The organism is Paenibacillus sp. JJ1722, assembly GCF_048282685.1.
Lineage (GTDB): Bacteria > Bacillota > Bacilli > Paenibacillales > Paenibacillaceae > Paenibacillus > Paenibacillus polymyxa_B.
In genome coordinates, this window is the sequence record NZ_CP182500.1 from 5116473 (window position 1) to 5135654 (window position 19182).

A 19182-nucleotide genomic window follows, 5' to 3' on the forward strand; every position below is an offset into this window, starting at 1 on the left:
AACTAGGCTTGTAAAGTGAAGCAATGAGCCGTGCGGGTTCTATTATGCCTTATTTTCCGTGTAAATTGGAGGTAGGTGACCTGCTATGATTCCATATGAACCTTGTATATTTCCTTTTAAGTTCTTAAAATAAGTTCAAGTGAACTTAAAATGGAGTTCCTTAAAAAATTGAACGAAAAAGGGATGAGTGAAAATTATATGGGTATAGGTGTCAGTCTATTTTTGTTTGCGGTGTTGATTTTATTTAGTGCTTTTTTCGTGGCTACCGAGTTTGCGATTATTAAAATCCGTTCCAGCCGGGTCGATCAGCTGGTCGTGGAGAACCGTAAAAACGCACTGGCGCTACAAAAAGTCGTCAATAATCTGGACGGCTACCTGTCCGCCTGTCAGCTTGGTATTACGATTACAGCGTTGGGACTCGGCTGGCTCGGTGAACCGACCGTAGTCAAATTGCTGGAGCCTCTCTTTCAACAGCTCAACATCAATGGGGATTTTTCACATATCCTGGCCTTTATTATTTCATTCGTCATTGTAACTTACCTGCACGTGGTGATCGGCGAACTGGCTCCCAAAACATTGGCGATCCGCAAAGCGGAAGCTGTCAGTCTGTTAACCTCCCCAGTCATCGTGTGGTTTAATCGGATTATGTATCCGTTTATTTGGCTCCTTAACGGCTCGGCCAATCGTCTGGTTCGTCTGTTTGGTCTTCAACCGGCTAGTGAGCATGAAGAAGCGCACTCTCAGGAAGAAATTCAGATCATTTTGTCCGAAAGCGTGGAAAGTGGTAAGATCAATAACACCGAATATGGCTACGTAAATCGTATCTTTGCTTTTGACGAGACCGTTGCCAAAGAAATTATGGTACCACGTACAGATATGGTATGCTTGTTTACGAATCGCTCGCTACAAGAAAACATGCTGACTATTCACGAAGAGCAGTATACCCGTTTTCCGGTGGCGACAGACAGCAAGGATCAGATCATTGGTATGATTAATACCAAACAGCTATTCCTTGAGTATGATCGCAATCCAGAACTTGTTTTCGACAGTCTGATTCAACCGATCTTGACCGTTCCGGAAGTTATCCCCGTCAACACACTGCTGAAACGTATGCAGAAGGAGCAGGTTCATATCGCTCTCCTGGTCGATGAATACGGTGGAACCTCCGGCCTCATTACCATTGAGGACATTTTGGAGGAGATTGTTGGCGAAATTCGGGACGAATTTGATAAGGATGAACGGAAGGAAATCGAGAAACTGACGGAGAACAGTTATTTGATGGATGGTAAAGTGATGCTTTCCGATCTGAGTGATCTGACGGGCTTGACATTGGACGATGAAGACGTGGATACTGTCGGAGGGTGGGTGTATAGCCGGGTTCCGGAACCTAGACAGGGCAAGGAATTCATAGAAGAGAATGTGAAATTTATCATTCGTGAAATGGGTAAAAATCGTATTCGTCGGGTGGAGATTATTTTACACCACACATCCCCCGCATCTGAATTGGAAGCAGAATCGGACACTTCTTCCCGGGAGTGAACCGTGTGACCTGAGCGTTTATCTTTGCACTTGACACTTGTGTTCACTCCTACTGAAATGACATATTCCCAGGGCAAACGACTTAGGTCGTTTGCCCTGCACGCGTGTAAGGAGGAGCTAGTAAAGTGGATATTTTATCTTCTATTATTATGGGAATTATTGAAGGACTGACAGAGTTTTTGCCGGTCTCTTCGACGGGTCACATGATCCTCACGGCTGATCTTCTAGGATTAAACACAGAGAATGATACGGTCAAAACGTTTGAGGTTATCGTACAATTAGGTGCTGTGCTGGCAGTCGTCGTATTATACTGGCGCAGATTCCTGAGCCTGTTTGATTTCAGACGCAAAATCTCGAGTCAGCCACGTCTAAACCTGTTACATATTATTTTAGCCATGATCCCTGCAGGCTTGATTGGCGTACTGTTCCGTGATGTAATTAAGCAATACCTGTTTGGTCCTGAAACGGTTTTATACAGTTTGGTGATCGGGGGCCTGCTCATGATCGCGGCTGAAAAATTTCATCCGCCTATTAGATCACATACGCTGGATGAGATCACGTACAAACAAGCTTTTACGATCGGTTTGTTCCAAGTCCTAGCCCTATGGCCAGGATTCTCCCGTTCAGGCTCAACCATGTCTGGGGGCCTATTCGCACGTGTAAGCCATACGGCAGCCGCGGAATTTACATTCCTCGTATCTGTTCCGGTCATGCTGGGTGCATCGGGTATTGATATGATCAAAAGTATGGATCATCTGTCTATGAGTGATTTCCCAGTGTTCGCGGCCGGCTTTATTACTGCCTTTATCGTCGGGATGCTGGCGATCAAAACATTCCTCGGTCTGCTCAAACGCTTGAGCCTGACTACGTTCGCCATTTACCGCTTCGTGCTGGCGGCTGTGTTCTTTTTCATTATTTTATAAGCCATCGTTTGGTACCAATAAATAGTAAAAGGGATATCCATAGGATCTGAATGATCAGCCTTGGATATCCCTTTTACTATTTTGCTGAAAGGAAAGATAGTCTGGAACTATCCCTATCATGCGTTCTGATTATTGTTTGGATTCCAGCGTAGTCAAATATTCCGAGATTTGAGCTGGCGTTTTAGCGTATTTGCTGTGCAAATGAGCAATTTTTTCGCCATTACGGAACACGAGCAGACTCGGAATGCCGCGCACTTGATTTTCTTCTGCAATCGGCTGGAATTTCTCCGCATCAAGCGCAAAGAAACGCTTATCTGCGTTTTCCTCAATAATGCCGTCCATAAATTTATCCAGTGTCTTGCAATCCGGACACCAGGTTGTATCAAATTTCACGACAGTCAGACCGTCACCATTAATTAAATCCTGATATTGCTGCTGAGATTCGATGCGTTCCATTCGTTGGTCCCTCCTAGAGTGTATTTATAACGTCTCCATATTCACATATGAATTATAAACCGAGGCTTATTCCTATATTGTAATGATTCTTTTATAAATTGCAACTGGGACGGGTACATGTTTGACACTTGTCCTATACTTGCTCGGATTAGCGGTATTGCGCATCATACCGATTGGCTCGGCTGATTTGCTGTAGCGTCTGCCGCTCTTGCCTGGTTAGCGGTGCAATATCCGCAGCAGAAATATTATGCTCCAATTGTCCCAAAGAGCTTGCACCCGGAATAACAGCAGCGACAGTCGGATGAGACAGGCTATAACGGATCGCTGTCTGACCCATACTCCGGTCCGCACCTGCAAATGCCTTTAATTGCTTACGCACGTCCAGCAGCTCTGCTTCATTGTAGTCCAGATATCCCTTGGCTATCTTCCCTTCCCCTTGGTCAGCCAATACACCACTGGCCACTGGCCCACGTGCAATCACGCTAATTCCCCGTTCCTGAAGCAAAGACAGTACCTCTTCCTCTGCACGCCGATCCAGCAAACTATACTGATTCATAACACTAACGATATTCGAGCGTTTGACATATTCACGGATGACATGAGGGCGAATTGAGGAAATACCATAATAACGGATGACGCCCTCCCGCTGTAGTTGCTCAAAGGCCTCTATCGTTTCGTCTATCGGATCGTCAATCGTCCCTCCGTGCAGCTGATACAGGTCGATGTAGTCCGTTCCAAGGCGGCGTAGGCTCTCTTTAACAGCAGACAGAATATATTTCTTGGATGGGTCCCATCCCCAGCCCTCCTGCCCCGGTAGACGCCGATTGCCAACCTTGGTCGCCAGGATGACCTCCTGTCGCCGTCCACGGATCGCTGCACCTACGATTTCTTCATTGCGTCCGTGCTGGTACAAATCTGCCGTATCCAACAGGTTTACGCCCCTGTCTAGCGCTTCATGAATCAAGTAAACACCTTGCTGCTCCTCCGTACCGACCGACATACATCCCAGACCAATTTCACCTACCAGCAAATCCGATGATCCCAGGCGGTTTTTTTTCATTTATGCTCCCCTCACTTCCAATAACGTATAATTTTAAATTTTTAATATTTCTCTATTGAATCAATTTCATAAATGATTAAACTAACGAAATGTAAACCTCATATAGACAAATTAAACCATTTTGATCTATATGTACTCTTTATTAAAGCTACTCAAGGTATTATGAAATTGATTCTATTATACGAAAAAAAATATACAAAAAAAACAACCCCAAAGGCATAGAGACTCCACGCTCTCCAATCCTTTGAGGTTGTTGTATGAAATTCGTATTCCATTCATGCTATCCGAACAGCCATCGGACGGCCTTAGGAAATTGACGCTGAAAACAATCCACACGATGCACCGCATCCTGATCCAACTCAAGGAGCATATCTTTTGCATCCAGTCCCTGTGTCCGCAGCACCTCGTGTGCCTGGAGGGTCAGCGGAACCATATCTTTTTGTACATTCGTCTTCCCTTCACCTTCACGGGTCCCGACAGATATATAAAAGCGATGTATCCCATCCCTCACAGTTGCACAAGATGCAGATTGCATATAACCAATCATACCCGGATACCAATACGAGCCTGAGATGGAACCGACGCGTCCGAATATGTCCTTATACTTGAAGACGGCATACATGGAAATTAATCCGCCCAATGAGGCGCCGATGATTCCCGTATGCTCTGGTCCGGTTTTTACCGGATATCTCCCCTCGACGTACGGCATTACTTTTGTAACCACAAACGCCAGATAGGCATCTCCGTCACCGCCAAAAACAGGTCTTCCTTCTACTAAAGCAGCTGCCTTCCAAGGCGTATAATCATCCAGCCGATTTACGGGCTGAATACCTACCAGCACGACACGGGGCAACTCTCCCGTAGAAAAACCTCTTTCCAGCTCATCCAACCCGTTTAGAAATAAAGAGCTGCCATCCTGCACATACAGCACAGGATGCAGCTCATTATGACTCACGGAGACGGGAGGTGTATAGACGTGCACAAGGTACCCATCTAATGGAATTTCATCTACATGACCTTTCATCCTACACAGTCCCCCATGATGTGAATGTATTCATTACAGTGCAGCATCCATTTCCTTGATCATTTCAGATACGGATTCCAGACCATTACCTGACAGGTACCAGTAGTTAGGATCAAGGTATACAATATGACCGTTTTTAAATGCATTGGTTTTCTTCACCAGTTCATTCTCAATGGTTTGTTTACCTGTAACCTGTTCCTTGCCTTCCTCGACCACCACAGCCCCACGGTCAACAACAAAAATATAATCCGGATTTTTTTGCTGTACATATTCAAAAGAAACCTTTTGTCCATGCGTGGATACTTTAATACCAGGATCTACAGGGGTTACGCCAAAAGCATCATGAATGATACCGAAACGGGATTGTGAGCCATATGCGCTCAGGCTTCCTTCATTCGTCAGCACGATCAGTCCTTTAGCTTTGCTCGCTACAGCCTTGTCATGTACGGTCTTGATGGAGCTATCAATCGCAGCCAGTTCCTGCTTGGCAGCATCCTCTTTATCGAAGATTTGACCCAATGTTTCAACGTTTTTCTTAAAGGAATTGATATAATCCTTGGTGTCTACCGCCATTGAAATGGTCGGTGCAATTTTACTCAACTCTTTATATGCATCAGCTTGTCTGCCGCCGATGATGATGAGTTCAGGAGACAGATCACTGATTTTCTCGTAATCCGGTTCAAACAGCGTGCCCGCGCTTGCATATTTGGAATCTTTATATTTGCTCAAATACGTAGGAAGATCCTGCTGCGCTACTGCCGCAACGTCAACGCCCAGCTTATCCAGCGTATCCAATGAACCAAAATCAAAGACAACGACATTTTTTGGATTAACTTTGACTTGGACCGGGTTTTCATCCAGTGCGTGTTTGACCGAGATGGTTTTGGATTCCGTTGTTGCAGCAGAGGAGCCGTTTCCAGTCGCTTCCGGTGTTGCCGGAGCTGCTTTGCCACAGGCTGACACGATCAGTACCAATGCAAGCATCAGCGTTAAAAACATCATATTTTTCTTCATTTAACATTCCCCCTAAGTGAAATAAACGCAAATTTTATGGTCACCAATCTGTTGAATCGGAATATCCATATCGTACAAATCCTTTAATACCTGACTATCAATCATCTCGTCAGCCGTTCCTTGTTTTAGCAACCTGCCATCCTTCATCCCTACAATATAGTCTGAATAGCAGGAGGCGAAATTAATGTCATGCAACACGACCAGAATCGTTTTGCCGAGATCATCCACCAAACCGCGCAGCGTCTTCATAATCTGAACCGAATGCTTCATATCCAGATTGTTCAGCGGCTCATCCAACAGGATGTATTCTGTGTCCTGAGCCAGAATCATGGCAATAAAAGCCCGCTGTCGCTGTCCCCCACTAAGCAAATCAATATGCTTATCCTTCATATCCTCCAGTCCCATGTAGGCCATAGACTGCTCCACCATTTTGCGATCCTCGCTGTTCAATCTGCCCTTGGAATACGGAAAACGGCCGAAGCTGACCAGCTCCTTCACGGTTAAGCGGATATTGACATCGTTCGTCTGTTTTAAAATAGATATCTTCCGGGCTAGCTCCTCACTTTTCGTCAGACTCACGGCCTGCCCGTCAATGAGGATTTCTCCCTCATCACTGTCAGTCAGGCGACTGATCATCGACAACAAGGTGCTTTTTCCAGCGCCGTTAGGTCCAATAAAGGAGGTAATCGTACCTTTAGGTACAGTGACGGATACCTGATCCACCACATTTTTATTCCCGTAGCGTTTGGATACGTTTTTGACTTCTACCATGATTTATTCTCCCGCAGCAAAAGGTACAGGAAGTACACCCCCCCGATAAAGTTAATAATGACGCTGACCGTTGTCGATAAGTCGAATACTCTTTCTGCCAGCAGTTGGCATCCTGCCAACGCAATGACGCTGACACAGATAGAGGCCGGAATAATATAACGATGCTGATAGGTTTTCATCACCTGATAAGTCACATTGGCCACAATTAATCCGAGAAACGTAATCGGCCCGACCAGTGCCGTGGATATGGAGATAAGAATCGCTACGATAATTAGCAGCCTTTTGATAATAAAACCATAAGGGAGACCTAAATTAATCGCATGCTCTCGTCCGAGCGACAGCACGTCCAGATACTTGATGAATCTCCACGCATAAGCAAATACGAGCACAAGAATGAATACAGAAAGCCACAGCAGCTCAGTGTTTACATTACTGAAGCTGGCAAAGCTCTTGTCCTGGATTTTCGCAAATTCATTCGGATCAATCAGTACCTCCATAAAGGTAGACAGACTGTTGAATAGTGTGCCGAACACCAGACCGATCAGCAAAAGTACATAAATCCCGCGTCCATCTTTGCGGAAAATTAATTTGTATAGCAGTCCTGCGAACAGCACCATCAGCCCAACCGATATCAAAAAGTTCAATTCTTTGCTGGTCGAAATGAAGGGTACGGAACCAAATGCAAAAATAATCGTCGTCTGAATCAGCATATACAGTGAATCCAGACCGATAATACCCGGAGTCAAAATCTTATTATTCGTTACCGTCTGGAAAATAACTGTTGCAAAAGCAATGGAGCCACCTGTCAGAATGAAGGCTGCGATCTTTTTCAATCGTCGTGGCAGCGCGTAATGCCAGGTATGCGGAAGATCTATAAACACGAAAGCAGCAATCAACACAAGCGCGGCAGCGGCTAATATTCCGATTTTTAATTTAGGATTCATAAGCCCTTCTCCTCAGCAGCAAATACAAAAACAACGCGCTCCCGATCACACCAACCGTAAGCCCTACAGAAATTTCATACGGATAAATGATCACCCGTCCCAAAATATCGCAAAACAGCACAAAGACGGCGCCCAAGATCGCTGTATGGGCCAGGCTTTTTTTCAGATTATCCCCCATATACATGCTGACCAGATTGGGTACAACCAGCCCCAAAAAGGGAATCGTTCCGACCGTTAAGATGACAACAGAGGAAACCAAAGCCACGATCACCAAACCGACATTGACGGTGCGCTTGTAATGTACACCCAAGTTGGCCGCAAAATCCTCACCCATGCCTGCAATTGTAAAACGATTCGCATATATGTACGCCAACGCAACCAAAGGAATACTAAGATATAGCATCTCGTAGCGACCACTCATGATTAGAGAAAAGTCTCCCTGCATCCACGAAGAAATGCCCTGGATCAGATTGTATTTGTAAGCAAAAAAGGTCGTTACCGAATTTAAAATGCCTCCAAACATCAAACCGACAAGCGGGATAAATACCGGGTCCTTGAAACGGATTTTATCCAGTATTTTCATGAAAATCAGTGTTCCCCCTAGAGCAAATCCGAAAGCCGTCAGCATCTTCGTCCAAAATCCTGCTGCTCCAAACACCATAATAGCCATCAGCACACCCAATCGTGCCGCATCCATCGTCCCTGCAGTGGTGGGAGATACAAATCGGTTCCGGGTAAGCTGCTGCATAATGAGCCCACAGATACTCATACTCGCCCCTGCGATAATGATACTGATCAATCGTGGGAATCTGCTAATCAGGAGTACCTGCGCCTGATCGTTGGTTAAGTGGAACACATCAAGTGGAGTTACATCATGAACACCGATAAAAACCGAGGCGAAGGCCAGTACCAGAAAAGCCAGTATTAAATAACGCAATTTCATGTTCTAACCAAGGGAGCCTGTTCTCCAACAACCTGTACCAAGCTTCGGCCCTGTCCTCCCCTCCAATAATGATAATGATTATCAAAATCAACTAGCATAAATTATATCAGTCATACCGTATCTGTCAATGTGATGAGGTTTTAAAGCTGGACAAAAAAGCTGCAGAGAACTTTCTCGACACCCCACCTGGACAACCCAAGGAGCAAATAAGAGTAAAATCCGGTAAACTGGAAATAGAGAGTTTGGGAGCCCTTTTTTATGTTTATGGTGAGCAGTTCTGGAAACCGAGTTCATTAACTTTGGTTAGTAAAAAAATAGGAGGACAATGATGAATCACATATTAATCATCGAGGACGATATCGCCTTGAGTAACGGTATTGTTCTTGCCCTTAAAGAACCTAACAACGTATTTACGCAAATGTATGACATAGCTACTGCAAAAGAACAATTGAACGTTACCGCCTTTGACCTAGTGATTCTTGATGTAAATTTGCCGGATGGAAGTGGACTCGATCTGTTAACCCATATACGAAAAAGAACAACTTTACCAGTCATCGTTCTGACTGCGAATGATATGGAAACAGATGTCGTCACTGGTTTTGAGCTGGGTGCTGACGACTATATCACCAAACCTTTCAGTCTTATGGTACTGAGAGCAAGAGTCGGCGTTCAGCTAAAGAAATCCAGATACTCGCTTGCAGACTCCATTCAGCTCGACAATTTTTCCTTTTCATTCGAGAGGATGGAATTTACTAAGAATGGTACGCCCATTGAACTAAGTAAAACTGAACAAAAATTGTTGCGCATCCTAATCGATAATCGAGGCAATACTGTATCTCGCGATCATTTAGTAGACAGCATCTGGACTGATGGAGCTGAGTATGTAGGTGAAAACGCTTTGTCTGTTACAGTAAAAAGGCTTCGGGATAAATTGGAGGATTCCCCCTCCTCTCCTCGATACATTAAGACTATTTATGGTATTGGCTACACATGGGCGTTGAAATGACAACACTCCTCTATATATGTATTGGAATTGCCGTTGTTGCTGTATGCACCGCTGTGTGTGCTATTATGCTTTATCGCAGGAGCATCCATAAAACAATGAAAACTATTGAGAACATGCTGGATGCCGCGATAAATGGCAGCTTCTCAGAGGATGTCTTTGATGAATCCGTTCTCTCTGCAATAGAAGCTAAATTTGCGAAGTTTCTTTCCATTTGTTCCGTGTCCTCCAAAAATCTGCTTGCCGAAAAGAATAAAATAAATGAGCTGATTTCCGATATTTCACACCAAACGAAAACACCATTGGCCAACATCCTGCTTTATTCCCAACTACTTAGCGAATACGAACTATCACAGGATACCTCCACTTGTGTGAAAGCTCTATCTGCACAGGCCGAAAAGCTTAACTTCCTGATCCAGGCATTGTTGAAAACATCGCGGCTTGAAACGGGGATTATCACGGTATCCCCAAGGCGAGAATCTGTTCAAAAGCTCCTTGATGCTGCACTGGAGCAAATGATGCTAAAAGCAGATGCCAAAGGGATTTCAGTTGTTATGGAGGACACAGTTATTCATGCTTATTTTGACCTAAAGTGGACGAGTGAAGCTGTCTATAACATTATGGATAACGCCATAAAATATACAGAGACAGGCGGAAGCATGAATATAAAAGTAATGGCATACGATTTATTTTGCCGGATTGATATTACCGACAGTGGTATAGGGATTGCAGAAGAAGAACAAGGTAAAATCTTTACCCGCTTCTATCGCTCCCCCACTGTTAACTCGCAAGAGGGTGTAGGTATTGGACTGTTTTTAGCTAGAGAAATCATCGCTGCGGAGGGGGGTTACATCAAGGTACGATCACGCTACGGCCGTGGTTCTACCTTCTCTATTTTTCTTTCTATGGATACTTAATTCTTTCAATACCGTTAGATTTCAGAAAGATTGTAGAAAGATCAGTGTGTTAATGTCTGTACTGTAGATGACTACGATACAGACATTTTTTTGTGGAGGAGAACGTATATGGGTCTATTGAAAACTCAGGCATTAAAAAAACATTATGGAAACGGAGATACTGCTGTTTATGCCTTAGATGGTGTGAATCTGGAGGTGGAAAGCGGAGAATTTGTCGCCATTGTCGGTACGTCCGGGAGCGGCAAATCTACCCTTCTCCATATGCTGGGTGGACTTGATCGTCCAACAAGTGGAAACGTTACGATTGACGGCAAAGATATTTCTACATTAAAAGACGAAGAATTGACTATTTTTCGCAGACGAAAGATTGGCTTTGTGTTTCAAAATTACAACTTGGTACCTGTCTTGAATGTCTACGAAAATATTGTGCTTCCTATTGAACTGGACGGTAAAGAGCCAGACAAAACCCACATAGATAAAATTGTACATACCTTGGGCCTTGACCACAAAATGAATAATCTGCCAAACAATCTTTCCGGTGGACAACAGCAACGTGTAGCTATTGCCAGAGCACTGGCAGCCAAGCCCGCCATTATCTTGGCAGATGAACCCACCGGAAATCTGGACAGTAAAACGAGTCTGGATGTGATGGGATTGATCAAAGTATCCAGCCAGCAGTTCCGCCAAACGATAGTGATGATTACCCACAACGAGGAAATTGCGCAAATGGCAGACCGGATCATCCGTATTGAGGACGGTAAAATTGTCGGCGGTGATGCCAAATGATCAAGGTAAAGAACAAAAAAGTAATCCGCAATCTGGCTGATAAGAGTTTCAAAGTGAACAAAACCCGTAACATTATTGCCATTGTTGCCATAGCACTAACCTCATTGCTATTTACAACACTGTTCACTATGGGGATTGGCGCTGTGGAAAACTTACAACGGGCGACCATGCGCCAGGTCGGTGGAGATGGACATGCCGTACTTAAATATATAACGGATGACGAATTTAATCATGTCAAGGATCATCCGTTGATCAAGGAAATAGCTTATAACCGTATATTAAGCGATCGAGTTATGAACGATAATTTTCTAAAACGCCATACGGAGTTCTGGTATTACGACGATGTAGGGATGAAGCTTGGTTTTATTGAGCTTAAAGAGGGGCACAAGCCTGCGGCGGAAAATGAAGTAATCGCAGACTCCAAGACGTTGCAGCTATTGGGTGTTCCACTGGAGGTTGGAGCACCTTTGAGACTAAAGCTTGACATACGAGGTAAAGAAGTACAGCGTGATTTTATCCTCTCCGGCTGGTGGAAAAGCGATCCTGTGTTTAACACAGGACAAATATTCGCCTCCAGATCCTATGTCGATGCTCATGCTCAGGAATTACAAAGCAACTATAAAAAGGATCACTTCTATACAGGAACCATTAGTGCATATATGATGTTCGACAACAGCCTTGATTTGCAGGGAAAGCTCAGTAAAGTGATTACCGAAAGCGGGTATTCGCTTGACGAAGAGGCACCGAACTATATCGCGAATAATGTAAATTGGTCATACATCTCGACCAATTTCAGTATGGATGCGGGAACAATCATGGCACTTACTTCTGCCCTGATACTGATCGTATTTACCGGCTATTTGATCATCTATAACATTTTTCAAATATCGGTGATGCGAGATATTCGTTTTTATGGTCTTTTAAAGACGATCGGCACAAGCGGCAAGCAGATCCGCCGGATCATTCGCAGACAGGCGTTAGTTCTTTCAGTGATAGGAATCCCGTTTGGATTAATAGCAGGTTTTTTTGTCGGTAAAGCACTTATACCACTTCTTATGAACAACACTACCTTTGCTGGCACCGAGATATCGGTATCTCCCAACCCATGGATTTTTATAGGATCGGCTTTGTTCGCGCTCATTACCGTAATGATCAGCACTTTCAAGCCAGGCAGGATTGCGGCAGCTGTTTCGCCGGTTGAGGCAGTAAGATACACAGACGGAAATACCAAGGGCAGCCGTAAGCTGAAAAAATCCACCAAAGGCGCTAAAATGATCCACATGGCTCGCTCCAACTTGGGGCGCAATACAAAGCGTACCGTGTTGGTAGTCATCAGTCTTTCGTTGAGCCTTGTACTTCTTAACACGGCCTTCACCCTGTCTAAGAGCATTGATATGGATAAGTTTGTATCCAATTTCAATGACACCGACTTTCTCATTGCTCATGCTGAATATTTCCATAGCCCCTTTTTTAAAGGCCCTGAAAATGAGACCTCCGAGAGTTTTATTCAGGCTGTACAGACACAGCCCGGCTTTGAAGAGGGCGGTCGCTTGTACGGCGGCAAATTAGTGCTTACTGTCGAGAATGGAAAAGACACCCATGAGGACGATGTGACTGACTCTCGCGGCAACTTCATGGCGACAGTATATGGGCTGGAAGATTTACCATTGCACCGTTTGCAATTGCTAGACGGTGAGCTTGATTTTGAGAAGCTGGCTTCCGGTAAGTATATATTGGAAGGGGTAGATTTAGATGACCATAACATCCCCCATATGGAAGAAGCTCTTTATAAGGTGGGTGAAAAGGTCACGCTTCACAGTTATATGGGAGCAGCAGAAGCTCCGCTGGATAAAGAGTATACTACGCATGCATTCACAGTGCTTGGTCATGTTGCAATTAAATATATGACCAATTCTGATCGCCTTTCAGATAAGTATAATTTTTATCTTCCAGCGAATATTTACAAGCCGCTTGCGGAGCAACCTGCTGTGATGAGCTATGCCTTTAATGTATCCCCTGATCAGGAAGAGGCCATGGAGGTTTTTTTAAAAAGTTACACCGAAACTACAGAGCCGGTAATGAACTACACATCCAAATTTACTTCAATGAATGAGTTTTCCGGTATGCAAAACACCATCATGATGATCGGCGGCACGCTTAGTCTGATTATCGGCCTAATTGGTATCCTCAACTTTGTAAACGCAATTCTGACGAGTATATTGACACGGCGTCAGGAGTTTGCCATGCTGCAAAGTATCGGCATGACCAAAAAGCAATTGCGGGGTATGCTGATCTATGAAGGGCTATATTATGTTCTCGGCACCGCCCTATTCTCCATTTTATTAGGGATCATATTTTCTATTTCAATTGTGAAACCCCTAAGCAGTATGATGTGGTTTTTGAGCTATCACTTTATAATCTGGCCACTTCTAGCCTTATTGCCTTTACTGTTATTGCTTGGGATACTTATTCCAGTAGCGGTCTATTCTATGAACGACAAACAAAGTATTGTGGAACGACTTCGAGAATCAGAGTAGATTTACCGAGAAAGTCCATAATACCAGTGTGAATAATAAAAAGATGACTCCTGATCAATTCGAGGCCACCGAAAAACCAGCCTTTCGTGAAAAAAACAAGAACACGAATCAAAAAGACGACGGTTTATTCTGAATTCACAGAATGAACCGTCGTCTTTTCTCTTGCTCTCCGCCTCATGTGGCCCTTGCTTACTCCATCAGTTTCAATATTCGTTTTAAATTGACAGTGAATATCGCCATAGCCCCCTGGATTTCCATACCTATCAGACCCGAGGAGGACGCTACATCGTACCCGTGTCTGTGCTTCAGTTCACTATTCTTCGCCTCAATTTTGTATCGTTCTTTGGCCTTGGCTTTAAAGCTTTCGCTTTCTTGAAACGTAACTTCTTCAAATGCTCATGGCTTTTTATACTTTTTTGCCTTCACGCGCTCTGCGGATCGCCAGATGTCCAGCTTTGCATACGTACATTCCCGCATCTTTGTTAAACTCGAACTCGTCTTGTCGTGACAATAGGTTTCGTTCAGTTCCTCATAAATAAAGCTAAAGTCCACCAATTCGTCCATTCTTCCGTAACAGATGGTCTTTGGGAATCAACAGATTGTATAGTTCAATATATGGACTTAGACCATGCTTTGCTGTTTCGGAAGCACCGGAACCACCCGCCTTTATTTGGATATTTTAATTATACCGAAAAAGCGAGACAGTAACCTCTGTTATGGAGGAACTGTCTCGCTTTAGAATTTAGGACTTTTTCAGTGGCCTCGGGATATCCGGGGTTGTCTTTTTTTCATCCTTAATCTTTTTCTGAATGAGCAGCTCCACTTGCTTCTTCCAGAGAATGAATGAGAAGTCTATGATCGATCGGTGACGACATGACAAGCAGGCTCGTGTAGGTTCCATACTTATCGCACTGGTTGCTAAACTCTTCGAGGGTGCGTGTCGAGCTGGTCACTACTTTTAATAAATAACTGTGTTCTCCGCTTATACGATGGCACTCGGCAACATGTGGAGATGTATGAACAAAATCAAGAAATGCATGGCAATCTCTAGTCCGAAACAATATATAGGCTGCCGTATCCTTTCCTATTTTTTCAGGAGAGATGATAGTGCGATACCCCTTGATAATACCTTTTTCTTCCATTCTTTTAACTCGTTCTGTTACAGCAGGTTGGGATAAACCCACGCATTTCCCTAGCTCTGTCATTGAAATTCTCGCCTGACTTTGAAGATAAAAGAGGATTTGTTTGTCTACATGATCCACTTTGAATTCTCTCCTTTAAATTTAACGTTTTTATGAGAAATTCATTTAATTACTTTGTATAATCATCATAATGGATTGATTGCGTTATGTAAAATGAATGATTTAGATTATATAATAAAACTCATATCGATAAGGTGAACCAAACATGAAAAGATAGAGAGGATGGCTGCCCTTGAGCAAATACGTTTTTAATAAGGTAGGAACAGTAGCAGATTTAGAAGTACATATTGAAGAGGCTATTGATCGTACAATTGTCGAAAAAAGGCTGGTTGGTGCTGGTATACGAGTTACGCTTAATGAGGCGCAATATTATAGTTGCGCTGCCGGATGTCCAGACCGTGAACAAAAGTCTGGAGGGACCTCTCAGTGAGCCTCTCCCTCTCCCGCAAAAATATAATTGCATTGGCTGCTATATGTTTGTCCGCATTGATGTTCGGCCTCGAAATTTCCAGTGTGCCAGTGATACTGCCAACTCTGGAGAAAGTATTGCATGGCGATCTTAAGGATATGCAGTGGATTATGAACGCTTATACCATTGCATGTGCCACAGTTCTGATGGCTGTTGGAACGCTGGCTGACCGGTATGGAAGGAGGCGTATTTTTATTATCAGCCTCGTCTTGTTCGGTGTTACATCCTTGATTTGTGGCTTGGCGCAAAGCACATCGGTTCTGATCATCAGTCGGTTTCTTCAAGGGGTGGGTGCTGGTGCGATGCAGATTTGCCAGATAGCAATTCTTTCACATCGGTTTCAGGAAGGACAAGAACGCAGCAAAGCCTTTGGCATATGGGGGATTGTGTTCGGTATCGGCCTCGGTTTTGGACCTATCATCGGCGGCATAATCGTGGCCGTGTTGAACTGGCATTGGGTTTTCCTGGTCCACGTTCCGTTGACCATCCTCAATTTGATTCTTGTTTTTGGTGGCATAGAAGAGTCCAGAGATCCGCAGGTGAAAAAGCTGGACATTATCGGCATCGTCACGCTTTCATTGACAGTTTTTGGCCTTGCATACTTTATCACGCAAGGGCCGGAACTCGGCTTTACCAGCAGAGCATCCATCAGCATCCTTGTTGCAGTAGCAATAAGTTTCATTATTTTTCTATTTGCGGAAAAGCTCAGCGCCCATCCGATGTTTGACTTTTCCGTATTCAAGATACGTAATTTCTCCGGCGCTCTCCTTGGCTCCATCGGCATGAACTTCAGTTTCTGGCCGTTCATGATCTATCTGCCGATCTATTTCCAGAGTGGCCTGGGTTACGGCATCGTAGCCGCCGGGCTGTCTCTCTTGGCTTATGCGCTGCCCACCTTGGTAATTCCACCTCTGGCAGAGCGTTTTTCGCTCCGCTACCAGCCGCGCATAGTCATTCCATCAGGTCTGTTCATCCTCGGTATGGGCTTCATTTTGATGAAATATGGCAGCGGCAGCGATCACGCCAGTTGGTTGACCATGCTCCCTGGCTCCTTGTTGGCTGGTATTGGGCTTGGCTTAACGAACACGCCTGTGACCAACACGACCACCGGCTCTGTTCCAAGTGCCCGTGCAGGCATGGCTTCCGGTATAGATATGAGTGCTAGATTGATCAGTCTAGCCATCAATATCGCTGTGATGGGATTCATCTTGCAGGCAGGTATTTTGTCTTATTTGAAGAGTGCCCTTTCCGGGACTCTCAGTGCAGTGCAATTGCGGTCTGTAGCCGAAAAAGTAGCCGCCGGAAATACTGTATCTCTCAGGCAGAGTTTGCCAGAACTCTCCTCCCTGGATGCGTCTGGAGCCGTCGTCCATGCGGCGCTTATGCACGGCTTTGGCTTGATAATGCTCTATGGCGGTATTGGTGTCTGGGTTCTAGCCGCGATCAGTTTTATGATTTTTGGACCTAAGAGAGCATAAAGACAATCCCGGGGATATCGAGGTACTGAAAAAGTCCCCCATTGTTGAGAGTAAGAGAATATCCAAAGAAAAACGAGCCTCTAGAATCGCTTCTAAGGCTCGTTTCGCGTTCAGGGAGACATATTTGTACCCCTAAAATCTTTGTATTTTCGGAAATCAACAGTTTTTCAGTGGCCTTGATCAATTCAGAGGTCATCTTTTTATGCTTAGAAAGGTACTTTGTATGAACAACTACAGTTCCCACTCTTCCCGTAAAAGCCCCATTCGGATCGAATCATAATACTCTCCATTATAATATCTGCACTTGCGAAGCCTGGCTTCGAGGGTCATGCCTAGCTTCTCCCCCACCTTCATCATCCGATGGTTTCCTGACCAGGTTGTAAAGCCCACTCTCACTAGAGGTAGTGTATTAAACAAATGTGTGATCCATAGTCGAAGTGCCCTCGTACCATACCCACCGCTCCAATACCGCGAATCATAAATACCTATCCCCATTTCAAGCCATTGTGAAGGCTGATGCTCCCAGTAGTAGCTCACTGATCCTATGACCTTGCCTTCCACTTCAATGATCCAAAAGTCATCTTGTCCGATTCGTTTTTCCTTCTCTTTTAAATAATCATCAAAAGAAAGTGACTTATGTTCATAGTAGGGTGCATCCCACTGCTTCCATTCCGGTGCTTTTTCCTTAAAAGTTAACGTCCAAAGAGCCGGCAGGTCTTCTTCTGTAACAGGCCTAATCGTTAAATCCTTATCCGTATACATTGAGTAAACTCCTTTAATAATAAAATTCATTCTATCTACTTTGGGTTATATTGAGCTTTATTGTATCTGCTTTTGCATTATTTCGAATTTCTAGTTTTGTCCGTCTTCCAAGCAAGATCGTAATTTAAGTTGACAAACAATCAAAAATAATATATCTTAATATCAAGATAATAAATATAAAGAAAAGTTTTTCGACTGTTTATTTTGTTTAGAAAAACCTAATCATATAAAAACCAAGGAGGATAATGACATGAAACTATTAGGATTGCATCACGTTTCGGCGATTACAGCGGCGGCGGCTAAAAATGTTGATTTTTATACTCAGGTAATGGGACTTCGGTTGATCAAGAAAACGGTGAACCAAGATGATGTTAGTGTGTATCACCTTTTTTACGGAGATGAGCGTGGAACTGCGGGTACGGAAGTCACTTTCTTTGAAATTCCACATGCGGGACAAACTCGTACAGGGAATAACAGCATTTCGGCGCTCTCCCTGCGGGTACCGAATGACAAGGCGCTGGATTACTGGAAAGATCGCTTTGAGCAGTTGGATGTAAAACATGGCGAAATTACGGATCAAGCGGGACGTTTGGCGCTTTCGTTTGAGGATTTTGAAGGACAGCGCTTCTTCCTCGTTTCGGATGAGCATGACAACGGAGTGCGGGGCGGTACGCCTTGGGAGAAAAGCCCTGTCCCTGCTGAATATGGCATCGTCGGACTTGGCCCGGTTCATCTGACCATTCCAAAAGCGGAGAATACCATTCTCATTCTTGAACAGGTTATGGGCTTCCGCAAAAAGGGTTCCTATCCTTCCCCTGTTGCTGGACAACCAGATGTGGTCATCTATGAAACGGGTGAAGGCGGTACGGGAACTGAAGTTCATCTGGAAGAGCGCAACGATCTGCCACAAGAACGACCAGGACGTGGCAGTGTGCATCACGTAGCCTTCCGTGTTGAAACTGAGGAAGAGCTCAAACAGTGGGTAGACCGTATTGGGCAGCTGCAAATTTCCAACTCAGGCTTTGTAGATCGCTTTTACTTCCGTTCCTTGTATTTCCGTGAGCCGAACGGCATTCTGTTTGAATTGGCGACCGATGGACCCGGCTTTGATACGGATGAAGAACTGGAGTTTCTGGGTGAATCGCTGGCGTTACCGCCATTTTTGGAATCACGCCGTGCCTCTATTGAAGCCAATCTCAAACCGCTTAATACCAAACACAAATAGAGTTATATTTGCTCTAAAATCACGCAAAGCCGGGACTTCTACATCATGTAGAGGTTCCCGGCTTTTTTCGTGCAACTGTTCTATTTTCATTCTAAAAAGGATCTCATCTGCAAGCTATTCAGCTTTGAC

General features: G+C 44.4%; 18 protein-coding genes and 1 pseudogene. 9 read left to right on the top strand and 10 right to left on the bottom strand.

What is annotated here, in order from left to right:
* Window positions 1-168: 168 nt before the first annotated feature.
* Both ACM1ND_RS22850 and bacA read left to right on the top strand, forming a co-directional pair.
* Complete coding sequence (locus ACM1ND_RS22850; protein WP_028541809.1) at window positions 169-1539, top strand: hemolysin family protein; 1371 nt, start codon at window positions 169-171, stop codon at window positions 1537-1539.
* Window positions 1540-1664: 125 nt separating this feature from the next.
* A complete protein-coding gene (gene bacA / locus ACM1ND_RS22855; RefSeq protein WP_013312007.1) occupies window positions 1665-2462 on the top strand; it encodes an undecaprenyl-diphosphate phosphatase in 798 nt (265 codons plus the stop codon).
* Between the two features lie 129 nt (window positions 2463-2591).
* On the opposite strand, the gene ACM1ND_RS22860 is transcribed toward bacA, so the two are convergent.
* The 7 genes from ACM1ND_RS22860 to ACM1ND_RS22890 all read right to left on the bottom strand — a co-directional run bounded on the left by ACM1ND_RS22860 (window position 2592) and on the right by ACM1ND_RS22890 (window position 8674).
* Complete coding sequence (locus ACM1ND_RS22860; protein WP_013312008.1) at window positions 2592-2918, bottom strand: thioredoxin family protein; 327 nt, start codon at window positions 2916-2918, stop codon at window positions 2592-2594.
* Between the two features lie 148 nt (window positions 2919-3066).
* The gene (locus ACM1ND_RS22865; RefSeq protein WP_069080664.1) at window positions 3067-3978 is read right to left on the bottom strand and encodes an aldo/keto reductase; all 912 of its coding nucleotides are present in this window, start codon (window positions 3976-3978) and stop codon (window positions 3067-3069) included.
* A 280-nt stretch (window positions 3979-4258) separates the two neighbouring features.
* Window positions 4259-5002: an alpha/beta hydrolase gene (locus ACM1ND_RS22870; RefSeq protein ID WP_418026595.1), complete on the bottom strand. Its 744-nt coding sequence runs from the start codon at window positions 5000-5002 to the stop codon at window positions 4259-4261.
* A 33-nt stretch (window positions 5003-5035) separates the two neighbouring features.
* A complete protein-coding gene (locus ACM1ND_RS22875) occupies window positions 5036-6016 on the bottom strand; it encodes a siderophore ABC transporter substrate-binding protein (RefSeq protein ID WP_069080666.1) in 981 nt (326 codons plus the stop codon).
* A gap of 12 nt (window positions 6017-6028) precedes the next feature.
* The gene (locus ACM1ND_RS22880; protein WP_039273792.1) at window positions 6029-6787 is read right to left on the bottom strand and encodes an ABC transporter ATP-binding protein; all 759 of its coding nucleotides are present in this window, start codon (window positions 6785-6787) and stop codon (window positions 6029-6031) included.
* Window positions 6781-7731 carry an iron chelate uptake ABC transporter family permease subunit gene (locus ACM1ND_RS22885; protein WP_069080667.1) on the bottom strand — a complete coding sequence of 317 codons (951 nt, stop codon included), beginning with the start codon at window positions 7729-7731 and terminating at the stop codon, window positions 6781-6783. Before ACM1ND_RS22885 ends, ACM1ND_RS22880 begins: the two co-directional genes overlap by 7 nt.
* Window positions 7721-8674 carry an ABC transporter permease gene (locus ACM1ND_RS22890; RefSeq protein WP_023990357.1) on the bottom strand — a complete coding sequence of 318 codons (954 nt, stop codon included), beginning with the start codon at window positions 8672-8674 and terminating at the stop codon, window positions 7721-7723. The genes ACM1ND_RS22885 and ACM1ND_RS22890 overlap by 11 nt, the downstream gene beginning before the upstream one ends.
* Before the next feature lie 328 nt (window positions 8675-9002).
* Here ACM1ND_RS22890 and ACM1ND_RS22895 point away from each other — a divergent pair, with 328 nt between their 5' ends.
* From ACM1ND_RS22895 to ACM1ND_RS22910, 4 genes are all read left to right on the top strand, one after another.
* Window positions 9003-9680, top strand: coding sequence for a response regulator transcription factor (locus tag ACM1ND_RS22895; RefSeq protein WP_069080668.1), 678 nt, complete (start codon window positions 9003-9005; stop codon window positions 9678-9680).
* On the top strand, window positions 9677-10594 hold the full coding sequence (locus ACM1ND_RS22900) for a sensor histidine kinase (RefSeq protein ID WP_069080676.1): 918 nt from the start codon (window positions 9677-9679) through the stop codon (window positions 10592-10594). The genes ACM1ND_RS22895 and ACM1ND_RS22900 overlap by 4 nt, the downstream gene beginning before the upstream one ends.
* Before the next feature lie 108 nt (window positions 10595-10702).
* Entirely contained in the window at window positions 10703-11380 is a 678-nt protein-coding gene (locus tag ACM1ND_RS22905; protein WP_023990360.1) for an ABC transporter ATP-binding protein, read from the top strand.
* Complete coding sequence (locus tag ACM1ND_RS22910) at window positions 11377-13917, top strand: ABC transporter permease (RefSeq protein ID WP_418026596.1); 2541 nt, start codon at window positions 11377-11379, stop codon at window positions 13915-13917. The genes ACM1ND_RS22905 and ACM1ND_RS22910 overlap by 4 nt, the downstream gene beginning before the upstream one ends.
* Window positions 13918-14106: 189 nt before the next feature.
* On the opposite strand, the pseudogene ACM1ND_RS22915 reads toward ACM1ND_RS22910, so the two are convergent.
* Window positions 14107-14422, bottom strand: a pseudogene (locus tag ACM1ND_RS22915) (transposase); the annotation flags it as partial.
* Between the two features lie 289 nt (window positions 14423-14711).
* The gene (locus ACM1ND_RS22920; protein ID WP_023990362.1) at window positions 14712-15179 is read right to left on the bottom strand and encodes an Lrp/AsnC family transcriptional regulator; all 468 of its coding nucleotides are present in this window, start codon (window positions 15177-15179) and stop codon (window positions 14712-14714) included.
* Window positions 15180-15351: 172 nt separating this feature from the next.
* Here ACM1ND_RS22920 and ACM1ND_RS22925 point away from each other — a divergent pair, with 172 nt between their 5' ends.
* A complete protein-coding gene (locus ACM1ND_RS22925; protein WP_023990363.1) occupies window positions 15352-15549 on the top strand; it encodes a hypothetical protein in 198 nt (65 codons plus the stop codon).
* Complete coding sequence (locus ACM1ND_RS22930) at window positions 15546-17066, top strand: MFS transporter (protein ID WP_069080669.1); 1521 nt, start codon at window positions 15546-15548, stop codon at window positions 17064-17066. The genes ACM1ND_RS22925 and ACM1ND_RS22930 overlap by 4 nt, the downstream gene beginning before the upstream one ends.
* A gap of 231 nt (window positions 17067-17297) precedes the next feature.
* Here the strand turns inward: ACM1ND_RS22930 and ACM1ND_RS22935 are convergent, their stop codons facing one another.
* Complete coding sequence (locus ACM1ND_RS22935; protein WP_316244230.1) at window positions 17298-17828, bottom strand: GNAT family protein; 531 nt, start codon at window positions 17826-17828, stop codon at window positions 17298-17300.
* Between the two features lie 250 nt (window positions 17829-18078).
* Between ACM1ND_RS22935 and ACM1ND_RS22940 the strand changes: the two genes are divergently transcribed.
* Entirely contained in the window at window positions 18079-19053 is a 975-nt protein-coding gene (locus tag ACM1ND_RS22940) for a ring-cleaving dioxygenase (protein ID WP_316244231.1), read from the top strand.
* Window positions 19054-19182 lie beyond the last annotated feature (129 nt).

Excerpts from the sequence above, each read along its gene's own strand:
- ACM1ND_RS22860 (WP_013312008.1), bottom strand. The coding sequence starts at position 2,918 with ATGGAACGCATCGAATCTCAGCAGCAATATCAGGATTTAATTAATGGT.
- ACM1ND_RS22865 (WP_069080664.1), bottom strand. The coding sequence starts at position 3,978 with ATGAAAAAAAACCGCCTGGGATCATCGGATTTGCTGGTAGGTGAAATT.
- ACM1ND_RS22870 (WP_418026595.1), bottom strand. The coding sequence starts at position 5,002 with ATGAAAGGTCATGTAGATGAAATTCCATTAGATGGGTACCTTGTGCAC.
- ACM1ND_RS22875 (WP_069080666.1), bottom strand. The coding sequence starts at position 6,016 with ATGAAGAAAAATATGATGTTTTTAACGCTGATGCTTGCATTGGTACTG.
- ACM1ND_RS22880 (WP_039273792.1), bottom strand. The coding sequence starts at position 6,787 with ATGGTAGAAGTCAAAAACGTATCCAAACGCTACGGGAATAAAAATGTG.
- ACM1ND_RS22885 (WP_069080667.1), bottom strand. The coding sequence starts at position 7,731 with ATGAATCCTAAATTAAAAATCGGAATATTAGCCGCTGCCGCGCTTGTG.
- ACM1ND_RS22890 (WP_023990357.1), bottom strand. The coding sequence starts at position 8,674 with ATGAAATTGCGTTATTTAATACTGGCTTTTCTGGTACTGGCCTTCGCC.
- ACM1ND_RS22895 (WP_069080668.1), top strand. The coding sequence starts at position 9,003 with ATGAATCACATATTAATCATCGAGGACGATATCGCCTTGAGTAACGGT.
- ACM1ND_RS22900 (WP_069080676.1), top strand. The coding sequence starts at position 9,677 with ATGACAACACTCCTCTATATATGTATTGGAATTGCCGTTGTTGCTGTA.
- ACM1ND_RS22905 (WP_023990360.1), top strand. The coding sequence starts at position 10,703 with ATGGGTCTATTGAAAACTCAGGCATTAAAAAAACATTATGGAAACGGA.
- ACM1ND_RS22910 (WP_418026596.1), top strand. The coding sequence starts at position 11,377 with ATGATCAAGGTAAAGAACAAAAAAGTAATCCGCAATCTGGCTGATAAG.
- ACM1ND_RS22935 (WP_316244230.1), bottom strand. The coding sequence starts at position 17,828 with ATGTATACGGATAAGGATTTAACGATTAGGCCTGTTACAGAAGAAGAC.
- ACM1ND_RS22940 (WP_316244231.1), top strand. The coding sequence starts at position 18,079 with ATGAAACTATTAGGATTGCATCACGTTTCGGCGATTACAGCGGCGGCG.